The 16,937-nt window shown below is 59.3% G+C and carries 17 protein-coding genes; 7 read left to right on the forward strand and 10 right to left on the reverse strand.

Annotated elements, in window-relative coordinates:
• Positions 1–10: 10 nt before the first annotated feature.
• The 4 genes from BLW03_RS09285 to BLW03_RS09300 all read right to left on the reverse strand — a co-directional run bounded on the left by BLW03_RS09285 (position 11) and on the right by BLW03_RS09300 (position 5,038).
• Positions 11–910, reverse strand: a complete 900-nt coding sequence (locus BLW03_RS09285; protein ID WP_074653565.1) for a VOC family protein — start codon at positions 908–910, stop codon at positions 11–13.
• A gap of 61 nt (positions 911–971) precedes the next feature.
• Positions 972–2,186 (reverse strand): glycerophosphodiester phosphodiesterase family protein, encoded by a 1,215-nt coding sequence (locus tag BLW03_RS09290; protein ID WP_244502026.1) that lies wholly within the window; start codon positions 2,184–2,186, stop codon positions 972–974.
• Positions 2,187–2,300: 114 nt separating this feature from the next.
• The gene (locus tag BLW03_RS09295; RefSeq protein WP_083350715.1) at positions 2,301–3,992 is read right to left on the reverse strand and encodes an acido-empty-quinoprotein group A; all 1,692 of its coding nucleotides are present in this window, start codon (positions 3,990–3,992) and stop codon (positions 2,301–2,303) included.
• A gap of 11 nt (positions 3,993–4,003) precedes the next feature.
• Positions 4,004–5,038, reverse strand: a complete 1,035-nt coding sequence (locus BLW03_RS09300) for a c-type cytochrome (RefSeq protein ID WP_244502027.1) — start codon at positions 5,036–5,038, stop codon at positions 4,004–4,006.
• Positions 5,039–5,166: 128 nt separating this feature from the next.
• On the opposite strand from BLW03_RS09300, the gene BLW03_RS09305 reads away from it, so the two are divergent.
• The 5 genes from BLW03_RS09305 to BLW03_RS09325 all read left to right on the forward strand — a co-directional run bounded on the left by BLW03_RS09305 (position 5,167) and on the right by BLW03_RS09325 (position 10,690).
• Positions 5,167–7,167 (forward strand): M14 family zinc carboxypeptidase, encoded by a 2,001-nt coding sequence (locus BLW03_RS09305; protein ID WP_074653571.1) that lies wholly within the window; start codon positions 5,167–5,169, stop codon positions 7,165–7,167.
• 156 nt (positions 7,168–7,323) lie between these two features.
• Entirely contained in the window at positions 7,324–7,839 is a 516-nt protein-coding gene (locus tag BLW03_RS09310) for an outer membrane beta-barrel protein (RefSeq protein ID WP_074653572.1), read from the forward strand.
• 116 nt (positions 7,840–7,955) lie between these two features.
• Positions 7,956–9,095: an acyltransferase family protein gene (locus tag BLW03_RS09315; protein ID WP_348270853.1), complete on the forward strand. Its 1,140-nt coding sequence runs from the start codon at positions 7,956–7,958 to the stop codon at positions 9,093–9,095.
• Positions 9,088–9,846: an SGNH/GDSL hydrolase family protein gene (locus BLW03_RS09320; protein ID WP_212733166.1), complete on the forward strand. Its 759-nt coding sequence runs from the start codon at positions 9,088–9,090 to the stop codon at positions 9,844–9,846. Before BLW03_RS09315 ends, BLW03_RS09320 begins: the two co-directional genes overlap by 8 nt.
• Positions 9,847–10,075: 229 nt before the next feature.
• On the forward strand, positions 10,076–10,690 hold the full coding sequence (locus tag BLW03_RS09325; protein ID WP_074653577.1) for an outer membrane beta-barrel protein: 615 nt from the start codon (positions 10,076–10,078) through the stop codon (positions 10,688–10,690).
• 48 nt (positions 10,691–10,738) lie between these two features.
• On the opposite strand, the gene BLW03_RS09330 is transcribed toward BLW03_RS09325, so the two are convergent.
• Positions 10,739–10,960 (reverse strand): hypothetical protein, encoded by a 222-nt coding sequence (locus tag BLW03_RS09330; RefSeq protein WP_212733168.1) that lies wholly within the window; start codon positions 10,958–10,960, stop codon positions 10,739–10,741.
• 91 nt (positions 10,961–11,051) lie between these two features.
• Here BLW03_RS09330 and BLW03_RS09335 point away from each other — a divergent pair, with 91 nt between their 5' ends.
• On the forward strand, positions 11,052–11,624 hold the full coding sequence (locus tag BLW03_RS09335; RefSeq protein WP_074653580.1) for an HIT family protein: 573 nt from the start codon (positions 11,052–11,054) through the stop codon (positions 11,622–11,624).
• 501 nt (positions 11,625–12,125) lie between these two features.
• On the opposite strand, the gene BLW03_RS09345 is transcribed toward BLW03_RS09335, so the two are convergent.
• From BLW03_RS09345 to efp, 4 genes are all read right to left on the reverse strand, one after another.
• Complete coding sequence (locus BLW03_RS09345) at positions 12,126–12,698, reverse strand: nuclear transport factor 2 family protein (protein WP_212733169.1); 573 nt, start codon at positions 12,696–12,698, stop codon at positions 12,126–12,128.
• Positions 12,699–12,857: 159 nt separating this feature from the next.
• On the reverse strand, positions 12,858–13,145 hold the full coding sequence (locus BLW03_RS09350; protein WP_074653585.1) for a putative quinol monooxygenase: 288 nt from the start codon (positions 13,143–13,145) through the stop codon (positions 12,858–12,860).
• Entirely contained in the window at positions 13,142–14,464 is a 1,323-nt protein-coding gene (locus BLW03_RS09355; protein WP_074653587.1) for an adenylosuccinate synthase, read from the reverse strand. Before BLW03_RS09355 ends, BLW03_RS09350 begins: the two co-directional genes overlap by 4 nt.
• A gap of 227 nt (positions 14,465–14,691) precedes the next feature.
• Entirely contained in the window at positions 14,692–15,267 is a 576-nt protein-coding gene (gene efp, locus BLW03_RS09360; RefSeq protein WP_074653588.1) for an elongation factor P, read from the reverse strand.
• An 81-nt stretch (positions 15,268–15,348) separates the two neighbouring features.
• Here efp and mutM point away from each other — a divergent pair, with 81 nt between their 5' ends.
• Positions 15,349–16,164 (forward strand): bifunctional DNA-formamidopyrimidine glycosylase/DNA-(apurinic or apyrimidinic site) lyase, encoded by an 816-nt coding sequence (mutM, locus tag BLW03_RS09365; RefSeq protein ID WP_074653590.1) that lies wholly within the window; start codon positions 15,349–15,351, stop codon positions 16,162–16,164.
• A gap of 76 nt (positions 16,165–16,240) precedes the next feature.
• Here mutM and BLW03_RS09370 read toward each other — a convergent pair whose 3' ends face one another.
• Positions 16,241–16,825: a thiamine phosphate synthase gene (locus tag BLW03_RS09370; protein WP_074653592.1), complete on the reverse strand. Its 585-nt coding sequence runs from the start codon at positions 16,823–16,825 to the stop codon at positions 16,241–16,243.
• Positions 16,826–16,937: the final 112 nt, after the last annotated feature.

A 16,937-nucleotide genomic window follows, 5' to 3' on the forward strand; every position in this document is an offset into this window, starting at 1 on the left:
GTTACGCCAGCTATCTACTTTCAACAGCCGTCGGAGACTTGCCCAAGATAGGTGAGCAGCATGGTGTTTCGCGCGGCTCAAATTCCATCATCTCCACGCGCGATAAGTCGGGATCGTACAGGTTCATCTGCACCTTACCGTCCAGACCCACCTGCGACTTACCGCACTCGGCGTCACTGCAGCCGTTGGCCCTCAGCGCGGCTTCCACCTGCGCCATGTCTTTCGTGCCCAGCGAGACATGATCGTTGACACCGATCGACTTGAGGCTGGCATCAGCGGGAATGTTCAGCATGAATTCAACCCAGTCCGTTCCGTCTGGCACCTGCAAACTTACCCAGCTTCTGACGTTGTTTCGGCCTCCATGCCAGTACGGACGAAAACCCAGCAGGTCCTGATAGAAAGCTGTCTCTCTCGCCTCATCCTTCACCACATAGCCAACGTGGATCAGCCGTTGTGAGACGGCACGCGGCGCGGGCTTCGTATTCGCCACACGCTTGTTTGCCCCGGCCTGCACGAACCAGACCTGGTTGCCCTCCGGATCACGCACAGCGAAGATGCCATTCCGTAAGGGCTCTTCGACGACGACACCCTTGGACTTAACGAAACGTTGTAAGGCGGCAACATCACGCGTGGTGAATCCAACGGCCTCCATGCGTGATTTCATCCCTTCCGGCAGGGGTACCGTCTCGATCCACTGAAGAGAATTCACTGGATAGATAGTGGCCTTCCCGGCCTTTAGTTGGGAAAGTCCAAGTACGCTGCCATAAACATGCTGAGACGCACCGGCCTCTGCTGTGTAGAAGCGTGCAAAGGCAACGCCAGTGATCGCAGGACGAGTCACCTGCGCCGTCAACGGCAGCGCACAACAGAACAGGATCGTTTTCAGCACAAGAAAGGCAGGGCGTTTCATCGCCCAAATACTTTAGGCCGACCGCCGCTCCAGGGTCAAAGCAGCGGCAGTCTTTTCGGTATTAATTCAAGCGCAACCCGGCAGGCACAAAGTCACTCGACAGCAATTTGTAGTTATCTGTCAGGTAGAAGGTCTGTATCTTCGGTTGCTGCTCTTCAATCAGCTGCAGTGTACGGAAGTCAAAGCTCTGCACCGCTGCGCGGCCTTCCATGCGTTCCTTCAGGATGATGCCTGCCAGCGCATCAACAAAGGCCTGCGGTGGCAAAGTCTGGTTCTTGTACATCTCTGCAGGAACCTTGGGATCCTGGGCCCCGGCGACTGCAGGCGGCAGACGATCCGGCAAGACCTTCGTTTCAATATTGAAGCGTACGGTCCGCGCATTCGCGGCGCGCTCTTCCGCGTGCGGTGTTCCCTTGCCCGGTCCTACGGAGTAGTACTCGACATAGAAGCGGACAAACCGGAACAGCTCCGCAACATAGGTCGGCGAATAGATGCTGGGGCGACCTTCTTTGGCTGAAAAAGCAACCGTCACCGGTGACAACGACGGATCGTTCTTCTGGTCAGCACCGAAGTGCAGCTTGTCACAGATGAACGTCTTCTGCGCCTCGGTCGAAGAGATATCGCGCAGATAGATACGGTTTGCAATTGTGTACTCACTGCCGTCAGCCTTGCGGCACGCCTGTGGATTGAAGAACTGGTCGTGCCAGATGAGTGATACATGATCCGTTGAGACACCGGTGTCCGTTTCCAGTTCCGTGGAGAGCTGATCCAGGCCGCTCTCAAACGAAGGCAGTGTGTTTTCAGGGCGCAGGCCGCGTCCGCCACGGTGCGCGCTCACAACAAAGCGCTTCAGCTTCGCATCCTCGGGCCGCGCTGCGCGCTCTTCGGCGAGCACTTTCTGCAACAGGTCCGGACGGTCGCTGATCAGGCCATCGACACCGGTGCGGATCACCGCGCGCATCGCCTCGGGATCGTTTGTCGTCCATGGCACTACGCGGATGCCCTTCGCCTGCAGATCGGCAACCGGTACCAGCGGGGCATCGGCCGGCGTGCTCTTCATCCGTACCACGCTGTGGTCTACCGGGCTCAGGAGCGGCGTCGGTGCGCCGTGCGCATGGGCATGCGCCGCCGCCTTCGTCATCAATTGCGTCCATGGGTTGGGTACAACCGCTGCGTTCGTCACAGTTGGTGTAGATGCGCCGGTCTGGCCTGGAAGTGGTGCCGTGAGCAGCACAGCGGCAATTCCAACGGTGGAGAAAGCGATTCGTACGTTCATAGCAATCAGCATGCCTGCCCTTTGTTGCGTAGTAGTGAATGACCGTCAAAACTCGGCAAAGCAGTAGGAGCCGGGCGATCTCTCGCCCGGCTCCTACGCCCTGATTTCGAACGCTTACTTCTGTAGCGTGAAGGCATACATCGTATCGCCGGCACCGACCAGGATGTACTGCTGGCTGTCCAGCATGTAGCTCTCCGGGGCGTTGGTGGGATTGATGTGTGTGTGCCACAGCGGCTTGCCGGTTGCCGCGTCATGCGCCACCAGGTTGCCGCGTGCGTCATTGGCGAAGAGCAAGTGGCCTGCGGTCGTCAGCAGACCATTCATGCCACCGCCGGCCGTGACGCCGGGGTAGCGAATCTTCCACGCGGGCTTGCCCGTGTGATAGTCCATCGCCACAAGGTAGCTGCCAAGCGAGCCCAGCCCCAGCTCATCCTTACCGCCCAGCCCCATCGCTCCGCGCGGATCAGTGGTGGCCAGGTAGTACATGGCGTAGCTCTCCTGCGCGTGCGCATAAAACAGGCCGGTCTGTGGGCTGTACGCCGGCGGTGGCCAGTTCACAATGCCGCCGTTCGCTGGTGAGACGAGTGCACCACCCAGGTCATAGTCCTTTGCCGGGATGCGCACCGGATGACCGTCCTTATCCAGCTTCTCGTCTGCCCAGTTTGGCGAATCGACCAGTTTGCTTGTCAGCAGATGCTCGCCGGTCAGTCGATCAATGACAAAGAAGTAGCCGTTGCGAGCTGCCGTCAGAACCAGCTTGCGCGGCTTTCCATTCCACGTGCCATCGACAAGCGTCGGCGTCTGTGTGGAATCGAAATCATGCGTGTCATGCGGCGAGGTCTGGTAATACCACTTCATCTTGCCGGTTTCGATGTCCAGCGCAACCAGCGAACATGTATACAGGTTGGCCCCGGGCCCACGGTTCATCGACGTGTAGGCAGCAGTGGGATTGCCCGTTCCGATGATGTAGAGCTTTGTCTCCGGATCGTACGCGCCCGGCACCCACATATTGCCGCCGCCATGCGACGCTGCATCCAGATTCTTCCAGGTATCCAGCCCGGGATCGCCTTCCTTCATTGGCACGGGATAGAACTTCCATTGGACCTCGCCCGTCTGCGGATCGAACGATTGCAGCAGGCCGGGTTCGTCGAGATCATTCCCAGTGCCGACAAGCAGGTGGTTGCCAACAACGATCGGCGACATCGTCGAGAAATACTGCAGATCGAAGCTGGCGATCTCTTTGTGCCAGATCTCTTTGCCGGTCTTGTTCTCCAGCGATACCAGGTAGTTATCCGGAGTCTCAAAGAAGAGGCGATCCTTCCAGATGCCCACGCCGCGGTTGCCAATGTGCGTACCGCCACGTGTCTTCCATAAGTAGTGCCAAAGTTCATGCCCATCGCGTGCGTCGAGCGCCCACACATTGTCTGGTGTGGTGACGTAGATCACGCCATCTACCTGGAGCATAGCGCCCTTGATCTGGCCCATCGGTGCTTCCAACGTGCCGATGCCGCCGACAATCGTCTTCACTGCCGGCGCAGCCGGACCAAACGGAGCTGCCTGCGGCGCTACGGAACCCGCAGTCAGACGTTGCGACCAGGCCAGGCTCAAGCCCTTCACGTTGGCCGTATTGATTTCCGTCAGCTTGCTGTAGCGATCGCTCGTGTAATCCCCCGAGTACGTCGGCCAGCTATCGGCCTTGGGGTGCAAAATATCGGCCGGGTCAAGAGACTGCGCGCGCGACGCGGCAGGTGCCGTAAGTGCCACGGCGAATCCCAATGCAAGTGCAAGCTTTGCTGATTTCCGCATCGTCATCCTCTTCACTTCAACGAAACCAGGTAGGCCGTGATGTCGTGAATATCCTTATCGTTGTACTTGCGCATCAGTGCGCGGTGCTCCGCCAGCGGGTCATGAATATCGACCTTCGGCATGCCGTTGTTCCGTGTCCACCGATGCGTCTCGCCATCGTCCGTGACGACCGAGACATAGAAGTCATCGATAGCCTCAAGCCTGCCCGTCACCTTCTGCGTTGGAGATGCCGTCACTGTCGCGGTCACTGGCGGCACGTGCAACTGCACCTGCGGACCTGCCGGCCCAGGCCCACCGCGTCCACCGGCACCGCCCGGCAACATCCATGCCTGCTGCATTGCGCGCGGGTCAGTGTACTTCGCTGCGAAGCCCTTCAGGTCGCCCGACACCGAGTGGCACGAGCCACAGGTACGATCGAACGCGGCCTTTCCTTCATTCGCGTTGCCCACCACGATGTTGATCTTCTCTGTCATGACGGCGCGGCTGCTGACCTTCAGGCTGTGCAGCCATGCCGCAATGTCCTTCACCTGCGCGTCATTGATGTCGATCTTAGGCATGCCCTTCTCAACGCGTGCGCCGTGCACGATCGGCATGATCAGTTCGCCATCCTTGTCCTGCAGGACAACTTCACTGCGCAGCAGGTTTGGTCCCACCGATCCGCCACCAGCGTCCGAGCCATGGCAGAAGGCGCAGTTCACACCGAAGTTTGCTTTGCCACGTTCCAATACGGCAGCGGGCGCCTTCGGACGATCGGGATAGGCGACGAGGCCACCGCGTGCTGCGGGTCCGGCCGGTGCCTGCCCATGCTCCGGATCAGCAGCAACTGCCTGCGCTCCCTCGCCAGGACCAGCAGCAGCACCACCTGTTGCATTCTGCGATCCGCCCGCAGCGGGTGCTCCACCGCGTGGTCGCGCGGCCGCGGGAGCCTGTTGCTGCGCGAGAACCTTGGTTGAGTTGGGAATCGCGTATCCTGCGAACACAACACCAAACGCAACTGCGACACCGGTAAATAGGCTTCGGCGAAGAACGTTCGAGGGCTTTTTCATGGAGCCAACCTTGAATGGACCGTTTACGGTGCGCAACGTTTGTAACACCTTCCGCATAGCGCGGAAAAGGGACTTGGGGCCCTCCCCGGAAATTATTGATAATCCCGCATTACCCGGAGATTTTAGGCATGTCACAACGCTTCGCCGCTCCAACGCTTGGACTTACTGCCCTTGCCTTCCTTCTTCCTGCTGCCTCCATCGCGCAGAACACACAAATTCGACCGCACAGCATGTATGAGCCGCCCGCCGCTGCCGCCGCCGTCTCGCTTGCAGCCAGCACAAAGGACGTACCCGCTGACGAGCTCACCACCGGCGAAAAGACCAGCTTCGAGAAGACCGCGCGCTACCAGGAAGTCATCGACCTGGCCCGCCTGTACGAGAAGCGGTCGAAGTACATCAAGGTAATCACCTTCGGCACCACCCCCGAAGGCCGGCCCATGACGGCCATCATCGTCAGTAAGGACAAGGCCTTTACCCCCGAAGCAGCACATAAGACCGACAAGGCCGTCGTGCTGATCCAGAGCGGTATCCACTCCGGTGAGATTGAGGGCAAGGACACAGCGCTGATGCTGATCCGTGACATGGCCGTGACTAATCACCCAAAGCAGGCGGCATGGCTGGACAAGACCATCTTCGTTATCATTCCGCTCTTTGAGATCGACGGCCACGAAGATCGCAGCCCATTCAACCGCGCGCAGCAGCAGGGTCCGGACATCACCGGCACTCGCCCGCAGGAGCAGCAACTCAACCTGAACCGCGACTACATCAAGGCAGACGCGCCGGAGATGCGCGCCTTTCTGAAGCTGTACAACGATTGGCTGCCTGACTTTATGTTCGACAACCACGTTACCGACGGCGCGGACTTTCAGTACGACGTCACCTGGGATATGACGCAGCATGAGGACATCGGTCCCGGCAGTCGCGCGTGGGTCAACAGCCGCTTTGTGCCCGAACTGAATAAGCGCATGGAAGCAGACGGCCATCTCGTCGCTCCGTATGGTGGACTCCGCGGAGACTTCCCAGGCACCGGCGGCGCCGGCCTAGCGAATGGAAACGCTCCCGGCGCTCGTGCCGCAGCAGCAGGTGCGCCAGGTGCGGGCGGGGGCGATGATCGCGCGGCCCGCTCTGCTCGACCGTCAGGCAATGGTCAGCGCGACTTCAATGTTGAGGTCTTCTCGCCCCGCTACAGCCACTACTGGTCCGGCGCACGGAACCGTCCCTGCCTGCTGGTCGAGACACACTCGCTGAAAACGGCAAAGACACGTGCCTGGGCAAACTACGACATCATGGTGCACTCCATCGACATCGTCGCGGAAGATCCTCAGGCGCTGCGGAAGGCGGTGCGCGACAGCGATGCTGCAGACGCCGCGATGGCCGGCCACAAGGATCTGCAGATGTTCCTTGGCGGTAAGACAGCCGACAGCTCACACCCCATCGTCTATCACTCGCTCAAGCGCGCCAGTGAGATCAGCCCGATCACCGGCAAACCCGTGATGCACTTCACCGCAGAAAAAGACGACATCACCGTGAACATGCACGATGGAGTCGATACCACCGCTGCCGCCCCTGTACCCACTGGCTTCCTGATCCCGCTCGCATGGAAGTCGATTGCGGACGAGCTCGCACTGCAGGGCGTCGTCATGGAACGGACGACGAAGGATCTTGGCGATCAGACCTTCGACACCTGGCGCTTCACAAGCGCGAAGAAGCAGTCCACCCCCTTCGAAGGCCGCACCTTCACGGACTACACATTGCAGCCCGTCAGCGAGAGGGTGCACATGCCCGCCGGCAGTTATTACGTGCCCATGAACCAGCCGCGCGCACGCATCATCATGGCCATGCTGCATCCGGCCGCGCCGGACGCCCTTGTACGCTGGGGCTTTATGGACGCGATCTTCGAAGGCTTTGGGCGCATTGGCGCAGGTGAATACCTCTCCGTGCCCATCGCAACCAAGATGGCCGCTGACCATCCAGAGTTGTGGACCGAGTTCGATGTCAAGGTGAAAGCCGACCCAGCCTTTGCTGACGACGCCGACGCACGCCTCCGTTGGTGGATGAGCCGCAGCAACTACCAGCCCAGCGCTGCGAACAAGTACCCGATTGCAGAGGTCTGGACGAAGAACTGGTAAGTCTCCGTATCCAAAGCCGCAGAGACAAAGACCTGCAAGGGAGTCCTTTCGACTTTCCTGCAGGTCTTTTTCTGTAAATTGTGCCGTCCGTCGGTTACGTCGCAGAACAATCAGGGCAATGGCTTTATACTCCTCGCATTCTGAACGGGCATTTCATTGAAGACTTTCGCTGCTGCGTTTGCACTGCTGCTTGCCACGACGACTGCCTGCCATGCTCAGCTTGGCCTTTACGGTGGCTTCACCACCTCAACCCTCAAGCTTGCGAACACGCCCCGCCTGAACGGCGGTACCTTCGGTCTCTATTACGACACGACATATGGTCAGGTCGTCGCCTTAGGAATCGATGCGCGGGTTGAAATTGTCACCAACACGACGAACCCTGGCACCACGGTCACCTCTGTACTGTTAGGTCCTCGTCTCGCGATACCGTTACCGGCGGTGGGGCTGCGCCCTTATATTGAAGTGCTCGTCGGTGGAGCGCATAGCAAAGCAGGACAGGGTTTTGCTTCCACCGACAGCGGTGGAGTGGTTGCCGGCGGCGCTGTGGGAGCCGACCTTCGCATCCTTCCCCACGTCGATTGGCGCGTGCTTGATTACAGCTACATGCGCGTCCAGGGTCTCAACACCTATCAGCAAAGCTTCACCACGGGCGTTGTTGTGCGATTCAAGTGAACGTGGGCGTTGCAAGCACCGTTGCACAACAGTCCGTTGAACCACGCAGCAATCCGTCGCGCAGACTCAACCCGCACGGGGCGCCCGGTACAGCTCTTTCTGAGGTGCTTGTTTTGGTGCATCAATTCCCTGCCCCTTCCGAAGCCGCTCCAAAGCAGTTTCTGTTTGTTGATGCCGTCCGCTTCTGGAGCATGCTTGCCGTTGTCGCGCTGCATTCCACCCAGTGGATCGTCAGCAAGCCTTCGGAGGGTATCTTCCCACTCGCAGCAGAGTGCCTCTTCAAGTACGGAACGATCAGTTTTTTTCTGATCTCGGGATTTCTGCTTGGAAACCGGATCGACACGGCTGCTCCGTTGCCCTATCTTTCGCGGCGACTCAAAACCCTTCTGGTTCCCTGGACGTTCTGGTTTGGTCTGTACGTCCTTTACCTGATCGTGGGAGACTTCGGCCACCGTCGCATCGTTTCGTTATCCCTGGTCTCGTGGGCCGACATGGTTTTGACCGATGTATGGATCGCAGCATTCTCGACCTCCTTCTGGTTCGTTCCAAACCTCGCTCTGGGCCTGTGCATTCTCGTGCTCTTCCGCCGCTATCTGCACCATGCAGGACTCGGAGTGGCGCTCTTCTCCATCAACTTCCTCTACGTCCTGAATATCTACAAAGAATGGTTCCCGCCCCGACATACCTACGCGCTCTTTGCCTTCGTCAGCTTTCTCTGGCTTGGAAGCTTCGCCGCGCAGAATTTCTCGCGTGTCAGCCGCGTGCTTGACGGCGTTCCCATGCCGGTGATCGTGGCTCTTGCCGGTCTGTCTTACGCAGGAACTATCGTTGAGGTGCAGATCCTGACCGCTCGGCATTCTGTTGATCCACTGAATACGCTTCGGCTCAGTAATCAGGTGTTTTCTACTCTCCTGGTACTTCTGATCGTCAGGCTGAAGTCCGCTTCGTGGCCGGGCTTCATCCGTGTGCGCGAACAGACATTCGCCATCTACCTGACGCACACGATCTTTCTCCGCGCTGGATCATTCCCCCTGAACCACTGGATCCGCCCAGGCTTCGTCGAGGAGTCCGGCCCTGCCATGTCGTTTCTGCTTCGCGCCCTGCTTTTCATTTTTGCCTACGGCGGCAGCCTGCTTCTGGGCAGATGGATTTCGACCCGTGACCGTTGGCGTTGGACGATCGGGCTGAAGCCTCGTGCCGCCTCGGCGCAGACCGGAAGAGCGCTCGCCGGTGAAGAGGTGCCGACCTTTGGCTAACAAACGGTTGGCCGACGACCACTCTCAAGTCGCGTTAGTTTTCCCCACGCGATCGCACTGGGCGCGCAAGCGGTTACTGCTGTTTCCGGTTACTGGTCTGGTGGCAATGCTCGGGTGCAAGACTGTCGTAAGCGTGGTCGCGGAAGCAAATCCGGTAAGTACAACAACCACAACGACGCCGACTCCCGCGCCGTCACCGACACCCACCCCAACGCCTCCGCCAACACCGACTCCTCCTCCGACCAACCTGAGTCCGGAACTCAATGCGACATCGATCTTCATCGGTGCTTCCATCATTAACCGCTGGCCACTACCTCTACACAACGCCGGTATCTCCGGTGAAACAAGTGGCCAGGTGCTGCAGCGTTTCGCAAGGGATGTTCTGGGGCACGGATACTCCCGGGTCATTATCCAGGTAGGCAGTAACGACGTCCTGCAGCAAGTCAAGGACCCGCCGAGTACGGTGTCAGCCAACATTGCATCGATGGGAGAAGAGGCACAAGCGGCCAGCATGCCTGTTTACGTCATCTCCTTAGGTCCCATCACCTCGGGAGGCCAAAACCTTGATGCATCGGTGATCGCAGTCAACTCAGCTCTCCGCGACCTCGCGACGAAACGGGGCTATGGGTATGTGGACATCTTCACTCCCATGCAGGGACACCAGGAGTTCTTCGTCGATGGGCTCCATCCAAGCGCTGATGGATACGCGGTCATCGAGCGCGCGCTGGCGCAGGTGTTGGCGAGTAAGTAATAGATAAGTTAGTTATCGAACTTACCTAAGGACCTCTCAGCTGCGATACACGATTTCAGAGCAGCATCATTCATGACTCAACCTCATGGTCAATTACTCCTTCGTTGCAGGAATGGAGCATACATTACCTGCTCCGTTTCCTAAGTAACGTTAACTGTGCATCAGTTTGCTTAGTTTTGGTGCGCAAGTGCTTTTCATCAGGGATAATGTAGGCGTGAAGCCCACTTACATGAATTATTTGTGCGCGTGCGTACTTATTGGTTTTGCGTCGTCGGCTATCGCCGGCGCGCAAGCTGTCGCGACTGCGAGCCGTTCGGTCTCGCCGTCAGCATTTGTTATGGGTTCCGCTGTTTACACAGGGCTCGAAGCCAACGGATCCACCTCCTGGGGGGGTGGCAAGAATGTGGGCGTGACCGCCGGCTTTGATATCGGTGTGTATGCGTTGGGCCGGTACGTCCTGGGCATCGAAGCTCGCGGCCGCTTGCCCGTGGACAAGGGCAACATCGTGTCCGAGACGAACGTGATGGGGGGCCTGCGGATCGCCCGTGAGCCGGTTGAGGGCGGGCGTTTCCGGCCCTATGTCGACGGCCTCTTTGGACGTGGACAAATGACTTATCAGAACGGCGGCTTTGTCTACACGAACCTGCTCTACACCCAAACGGCAGGCGCCGTTTATGGCGGCGGCGTCGGCGTCGAGTACGACGTGTCCCAGCACTTCTCCGCAAAAATCGATGGACAGGTCGAGCACTGGAGCACACCGGTCACTACGAATGGTTCCGTTCACAGCACAGTCGCGAGCGTGGGAGTGGCCTACCGGTTTGGAGCGGGCGAAGGACCGCGCTAGATCGCAGCACCGAATACAACTTGAGACCAAGGCCCGCGTGAAGCGGGCCTAATCTTGCTGTTTGCGACGACGCCGAAGGAATGCGAATCCGCTGACGCCGCACGTGGTGCAGACCGCGACCAGCAGGGCCAGCAGGGCAACCACCGCCAGCAGCGCCGGTACAAGGTGCGTAAAGACGGCAAGCAGCAGAGAGGCGATCGCCTGCACGATGGCATGGATCAGAAACGTAATGATCTTGAAGACAGCCACGTGGAAATACCTGTGTCGCATGGGATGCGGTTTGTGCAAAGCAGGATGACGTCGCTTGCAGGTAACTTTGCGAAAGCGCAGCCGGATCGGTGCGTGCCCTATACTCCGAGACATGGACAGGCTCTGGACACCCTGGCGATACGCCTACATCACTGGCTCCAAGCCCTCCCGTCCAGGCGTTCCCGCGGAACTGGAAGCCTACCCGGATGATCTGGGATCCGTCTTCCTCAATCTCATTGGTGCCGTTCAGTGGGCGATCGCAAGCGGCTCATTTTCTGCAACCGTAGCGGAGAGGTCCGGCGGGGTCCTGTTGCGGGCAGAGCATAACTTCGTCTGCCTGAACGCCTATCCCTACACCTCTGGCCATGTGATGGTGGTTCCCTACCAGCAGCTGGATTCTCTCGCCAAGCTACCTGTCGAGGCCGCAGAGGAGATGATGTCTCTCGCCCAGCGTCTGGAGACAGTCCTGCGCGAGGTGTATCGGCCCGACGGTATCAACCTGGGCATGAACCTCGGCGAGGCCGCAGGTGCCGGCGTCGCCGAGCACCTGCACCTGCACCTGCTTCCCCGCTGGTTTGGCGATAGCAACTTCATGACCGCCACCGCAGAGACACGGGTGCTGCCAGAGTCCCTGGGAACGACATGGACACGCCTAAGGCAGGGCCTGCGTCAGCCGATACTCTGACCTCGGAAGGAGATTCCTGAGGTTGGGCACAGATCGACATTTGGCCAAGTTGATCTGTTCGCCACCCGACAGGGCAACTCCCGTTCCCGCGACGCCATCCGACCATAGAACAGCAGCGACCTTTCAACGGGCCACGGGCCCACAACGCAATACAGTCGGGGTTACTTATGATCGGGACTCGTCGTGCCTGGCCCACCGATATCGTTTCTGGCATCGCTTCGCGTAAGCCGGAGATTGCAACATTAATGGTTGCAGGTTCACTGCATGGTCGCCGCAACGCGGTAGCCTCGGCGGAACCGGAAGACGCTCACATTACGGGAATGACCCGATCCCTCGACCGGCGCCTTCTGGCGCTCAATCTCAAACCAGTCGCTTCGGCGTCCACTTCGACCATGCGGACTCTTCGCGTGGCGTAACGTCCCTCCCTCAGGATGTACAGAAAGCCCCGCTGCGGCGGGGCTTGTCTGCGCTCACGATCAGAGTAGGTTTGAACTCTTGCTGTCACTGACGGCCGTGGGGATTCGCCTCGATCGGCATGCCGCGTTGCATATCTGTCTCGTCGCCGTGCGGCCCTGAGACGCGCGTCGCTTCAAAGTTCAGCACGCGCCACTGTCCACCCTGAGTGCGGGCATAGACCTTGGTGTAGCGGTAGATTCCGTCAATCACGTGGCCGTCCAACTGGCCGGTGACGCGGGCCTGAGAGATCACAACGGCGGACATGGGCTGCACGCGAACCTTAGTATCCATCAGATCGATGCGCGAGAACTGGTTCGCATGGGATCCCAGGCGACGCAGATACTGCTCCTTATCGCTGAGCGTGCCATTCGCGGAGATCGCCAGGAAGTCGTCTCCCATCAGCTTTTCCAGCAAAGCGGTATCGGACTTCAGAAGGGCCTGCCGCCAGTTCTCTTCAAGACTTTCAATCTCGCGCGATTCCATGCGCTTGTTTTCTTTCTTGAGCTTGACGGTCTTTTCGGCGTATGCAGAACATACGGCGCCTGACACCAGACACAGGACCACTGTCGCCGCCAGAGCGCGGGCGATGCGTGCCGGGATGGAGAGCCGCAGGTCCATCGCGTAGGGCATCCTATTCTCAGGATTCATGCTTCGTCAAAACGGTTGCATGATCCGCACAGGACAAGGCACGTCTCGATGCGCCGGGAGACTGGCATCTCATACAGCACCAGTGTCCTCATCTTCGCGCACAAACCTTGATCTGTGGTCGTTTCTTTTCTAGACGATTTCCTGCAGCGTCTCTAGAGTGCGTTCGCGCAACTTGCGGTAGAGCCCGTTGGTGGCCCACTGCTCGAAATGCGGTGAGCTGCGGTGCGCCTCCAGCGCCTCTGCGTCGCGGTACTGCTCGTAGATCAAGACAGTGTCTGGATCGTTTTCAAGGGTGTGGGCCACATAGTTCGCGCAGCCGGGCTCCTGCCGCGAGGCAGCCCCCAGATTCTGCAGGATCGAGCGGATCTCCGCGCGATCCTCTTTGGCGAAACGCATACGAACCGTAAACGAGATCACGCGGATACTCCTGCATTGGTTGCGATGTCGAAATCCGGCACGGCAAAGGTTTCGTTACGGTCGGGCCCGGTGCTCACCATACCGATACGTGCGCCGCTATTGTCTTCCAGGAAGCGCAGGTACTTCTGCGCGTTAGCCGGCAGAGCCTCCATGCTCTTGGCGCCAACAGTCGACGTCTGCCAACCAGGCAGGTTGGTATACACCGGCTCAATCCGGTCAAACTGACGGATGTCTGCCGGGATGACATCGGTCTCGACACCGTCGATCCTGTAGTGCGTGCAGACCGGAATCTCGGCCAGCGAATCCAGCACGTCAAGCTTGGTGACAACCAGCCATTCCGTGCCGTTGATCATGTTCGAGTAGCGGAGCAGCGGCAGATCGAGCCAACCACACCGGCGCGGCCGGCCAGTGGTCGCACCGTACTCCTGCCCGCGGGCGCGCAGTTCGTCGCCGGCTGCAGTGAAATCTTCCGTTGGGAATGGGCCTTCGCCTACGCGCGTGACATACGCCTTCGTAACGCCGATGACGGTGCCGATCGTGGTCGGACCAACGCCCGTGCCAATCACCGCGCCACCCGCCGTTGCAGACGAGGACGTGACGAACGGATAGGTGCCATGGTCGATGTCCAGTAAGGCGCCCTGTGCGCCTTCAAACATGACGGACTCGCCATTCTTGATGGCCTTGTTCAGCAGCACGGCAGTATCGGTAACGTAAGGAGCAATCTGTTCGGCGAAGCGAGCATACTCCTCGTAAATCTTCACGGGATTCAGAGGCTCCGTGCCGAACAGCGCATGGGCAATCTGATTCTTCTCATTGCACGCGTTCGTGATGTGGGTACGCAGCAGCTGCGTATTCAGCAGGTCAACGATGCGAAGACCGTTGCGGTGCATCTTGTCTTCGTAGGCGGGGCCGATGCCGCGTGAGGTGGTGCCGATCTTCGTACGGCCTGGGGCGTTCTCTGCCGCCAGTTCGATCATGCGGTGGTACGGCAGGATGACCTGCGCACGGTTTGAGACAAAGAGCTGTCCATCGACCGGCAGGCCCTGATCCTTCAACATGCGGATTTCCGTCAGCAGAGCCGCTGGATCCACCACAACGCCATTGCCGATGATGCCCAGGCAGCCCGGCCGAAGAACACCGCACGGGATCAGGTGCAACACGAACTTCTTACCATCGATGATGACGGTATGGCCGGCATTATGGCCGCCCGCATAGCGCGCCACTACCTTATACCGCTCACTCAGGACATCAACAATCTTGCCCTTACCCTCATCGCCCCACTGCGCGCCAAGCACAACAGCTGTTTTTTTCATGGTCATAACTTTCCCAAATCTCCGCAGGCGCACAAGGGTCGCGGCGCGCGGGCCGCGAAGCAAAGTCGCAATTGTCTTGGACGCAAAGCAGGTAGGCGAACGAGATCGTACGTCTTCCCAAACAATTTTACCCCGGCCCGGCAGCGATGGCACCACGGAAGCCGAACTGCCTTTGGCGCAACGAAAAGAGAGCCGGGGACACTTGCCCCGGCTCTCCTGATTCTGCGAACCGACTACATGCGGCCGGCGAACTCGCGACCTTCAGTTGCGATCTTGATCTTGTCGCCTTCCTTCACGAAGGACGGCACACGCATGACGAGGCCCGTCTCCATGGTGGCTGGCTTGCTGGTGGTGCCGGTGGCGGTATCGCCCTTAAAGCCCGGTTCTGTCTCCTTGACGGTCAGTTCCACGTGCATGGGAAGCTGCAGACCGATGGGATTGCCCTCAAACTTTTCGATCTGGACGGCAGTTCCTTCCAGTAGGAATTCCAGTGCATCGCCCAACATTTCGTTACTCAATTGAAGCGTCTCAAAACTCGTCTGATCCAGGAAGTAAGCGCCGTCTCCATCGCTGTAAAGGTACGTCGCTTCAACGTCTTCCAGGTCAGGTTCCTTAAACTTGTCATCCGCCTTGAAGGTCTTGTCAAAGACTGCGCGCGTCAGCAGGTTGCGCATCTTCAGGCGTACCAGGGTCTGTCCGCCGCGCGCTGTCGGCGTGCTGATTTCCTTGTCCAGGCAGTGGTAGGGCACGCCCTCAAGTTCGAAGTACATCTTGCGCTTGACGTCGATCGCGTCGATCAGTGAGGCCATGGGTGCTGCTCCCTTTTGCGGTAAAAACCTCACACCAGCATAGCGGAAGCTCCCGCCGCTGGCGCGCATCCAATCCTAGCGATGCCGGAACTCCCTGAAGTCGAAACCGTAGCCAATGGTGTCCACGAGCGTGTGCATGGCGCTCGCATTGATGCCGTCACCATCGGTCCACACAAAGAGCCGCTGAAGTCCACGCCCGCGCACATCGAAGAGACGCTCACGGGAGCACGCATCGAACGAGTCAGGCGCGTCGGCAAAACCATCGTGATGGATGTCGCGCAGCGCAACTGCAAACCCGCGCAGATGACCGTGCACCTTGGCATGACAGGCAGACTCCTCGTAAGCAAACGGGACGTGCCCATGCCGCCGCACACGCACGTTACGCTGCATCTGCACGATGGCCGCGATGTACGCTTCGTCGATCCGCGCCGCTTCGGCCGCGTCGGCATTGTGGACGATGGCACCGCGTATGAAGGACCCGGGAAGGAGCCGCTGACCGTCTCGCTCGACGACTTCGTCGCACTCTTCAAAGGCCGCAAGACACCGATCAAGTCTGCCCTGCTAAATCAGTCGCTGCTGCATGGTGTCGGCAACATCTACGCGGACGAGAGTCTCTTCCGGGCCGGCATTCGGCCCAAGCGCCACGCAGGCCGCCTTACCCGCGCCGAACTCACCAAGCTCCACGCGGCATTGAAGACAGTGCTGAAACACGCGATCCAATTGGGCGGATCCTCCGTCAGCGACTATGTGGACGCCGACGGTGTGCGCGGCTTCTTTCAACTGGAACACCGCGTCTACAGCCGCACCGGCGAACCCTGCAAAGACTGTGGCGTACCCATTGAGAAGATCGTGCTAGGAGGCAGGTCAACACATTTCTGCAAGAACTGCCAGAAGTAGACATCACCTTGTGAACTCAGTAGAGAACGGCTTCAGCCGCCAAGATGAAGGATCAGGCCCCGGAACGGGCAGCAGATCATGCGCACCAGGCAAACATACGAATCCCCGCGACACCCGCGGCTCCCGAATCCACGCAAGCCTGAGCATTTGAGTCGTCCACGCCCCCCAGCGCGAAGACCGGCATGCCTTCTGCCGCAGCGCAGGCTTCGCGCAGCAGATCGAGCCCAACGCCCTCGCTCACCAGTTCGCCTGCAACACGCTTCTCGAAGACAGGCCCAAACAGGATCAGGTCCGCAAACTCCGCGGCACGCCGGACATCGGCAATGGTGTGGCACGAGGCGCTGACGATCAGGCCACGCATTGTTTGCAGGTTCTGCGAGAAGGTCGTGGACGACAAGTGAACGCCATCGGCGCCTGCCCACTGCGCCAGTGCAGCCGTGCCGTTCAGCAGCAGTTTGGTCGATCCGCCCGCGGCTGTTAACGCAGCGCGTATTGTCTTGACCAGCGCGACGGTCTCACTCTCGGAGAGGTCTTTTTCGCGCAGTTGCAGATACTCCACGCCGTCGCGTGCCAAAGTCGCGGCCTGTGTCGCTAACGCCTCGCGGCGTCCCTGTTCATCACCCGGAAACATGCTCCGGTCTGTAATCGCATATCGCAGCATCGTTCTTCCACGATACTTGCGAAAGCATGCGCCATGCTCGCGACCGCTGCAAAGAGAAGGAGCCAAAGCGGTTTGCCGTGCATCCCACACAAGACGGATCTACGGAGAAACG

The sequence above is a fragment of the Terriglobus roseus genome (assembly GCF_900105625.1).
In the GTDB taxonomy this organism is placed as follows: Bacteria; Acidobacteriota; Terriglobia; order Terriglobales; family Acidobacteriaceae; genus Terriglobus; species Terriglobus roseus_B.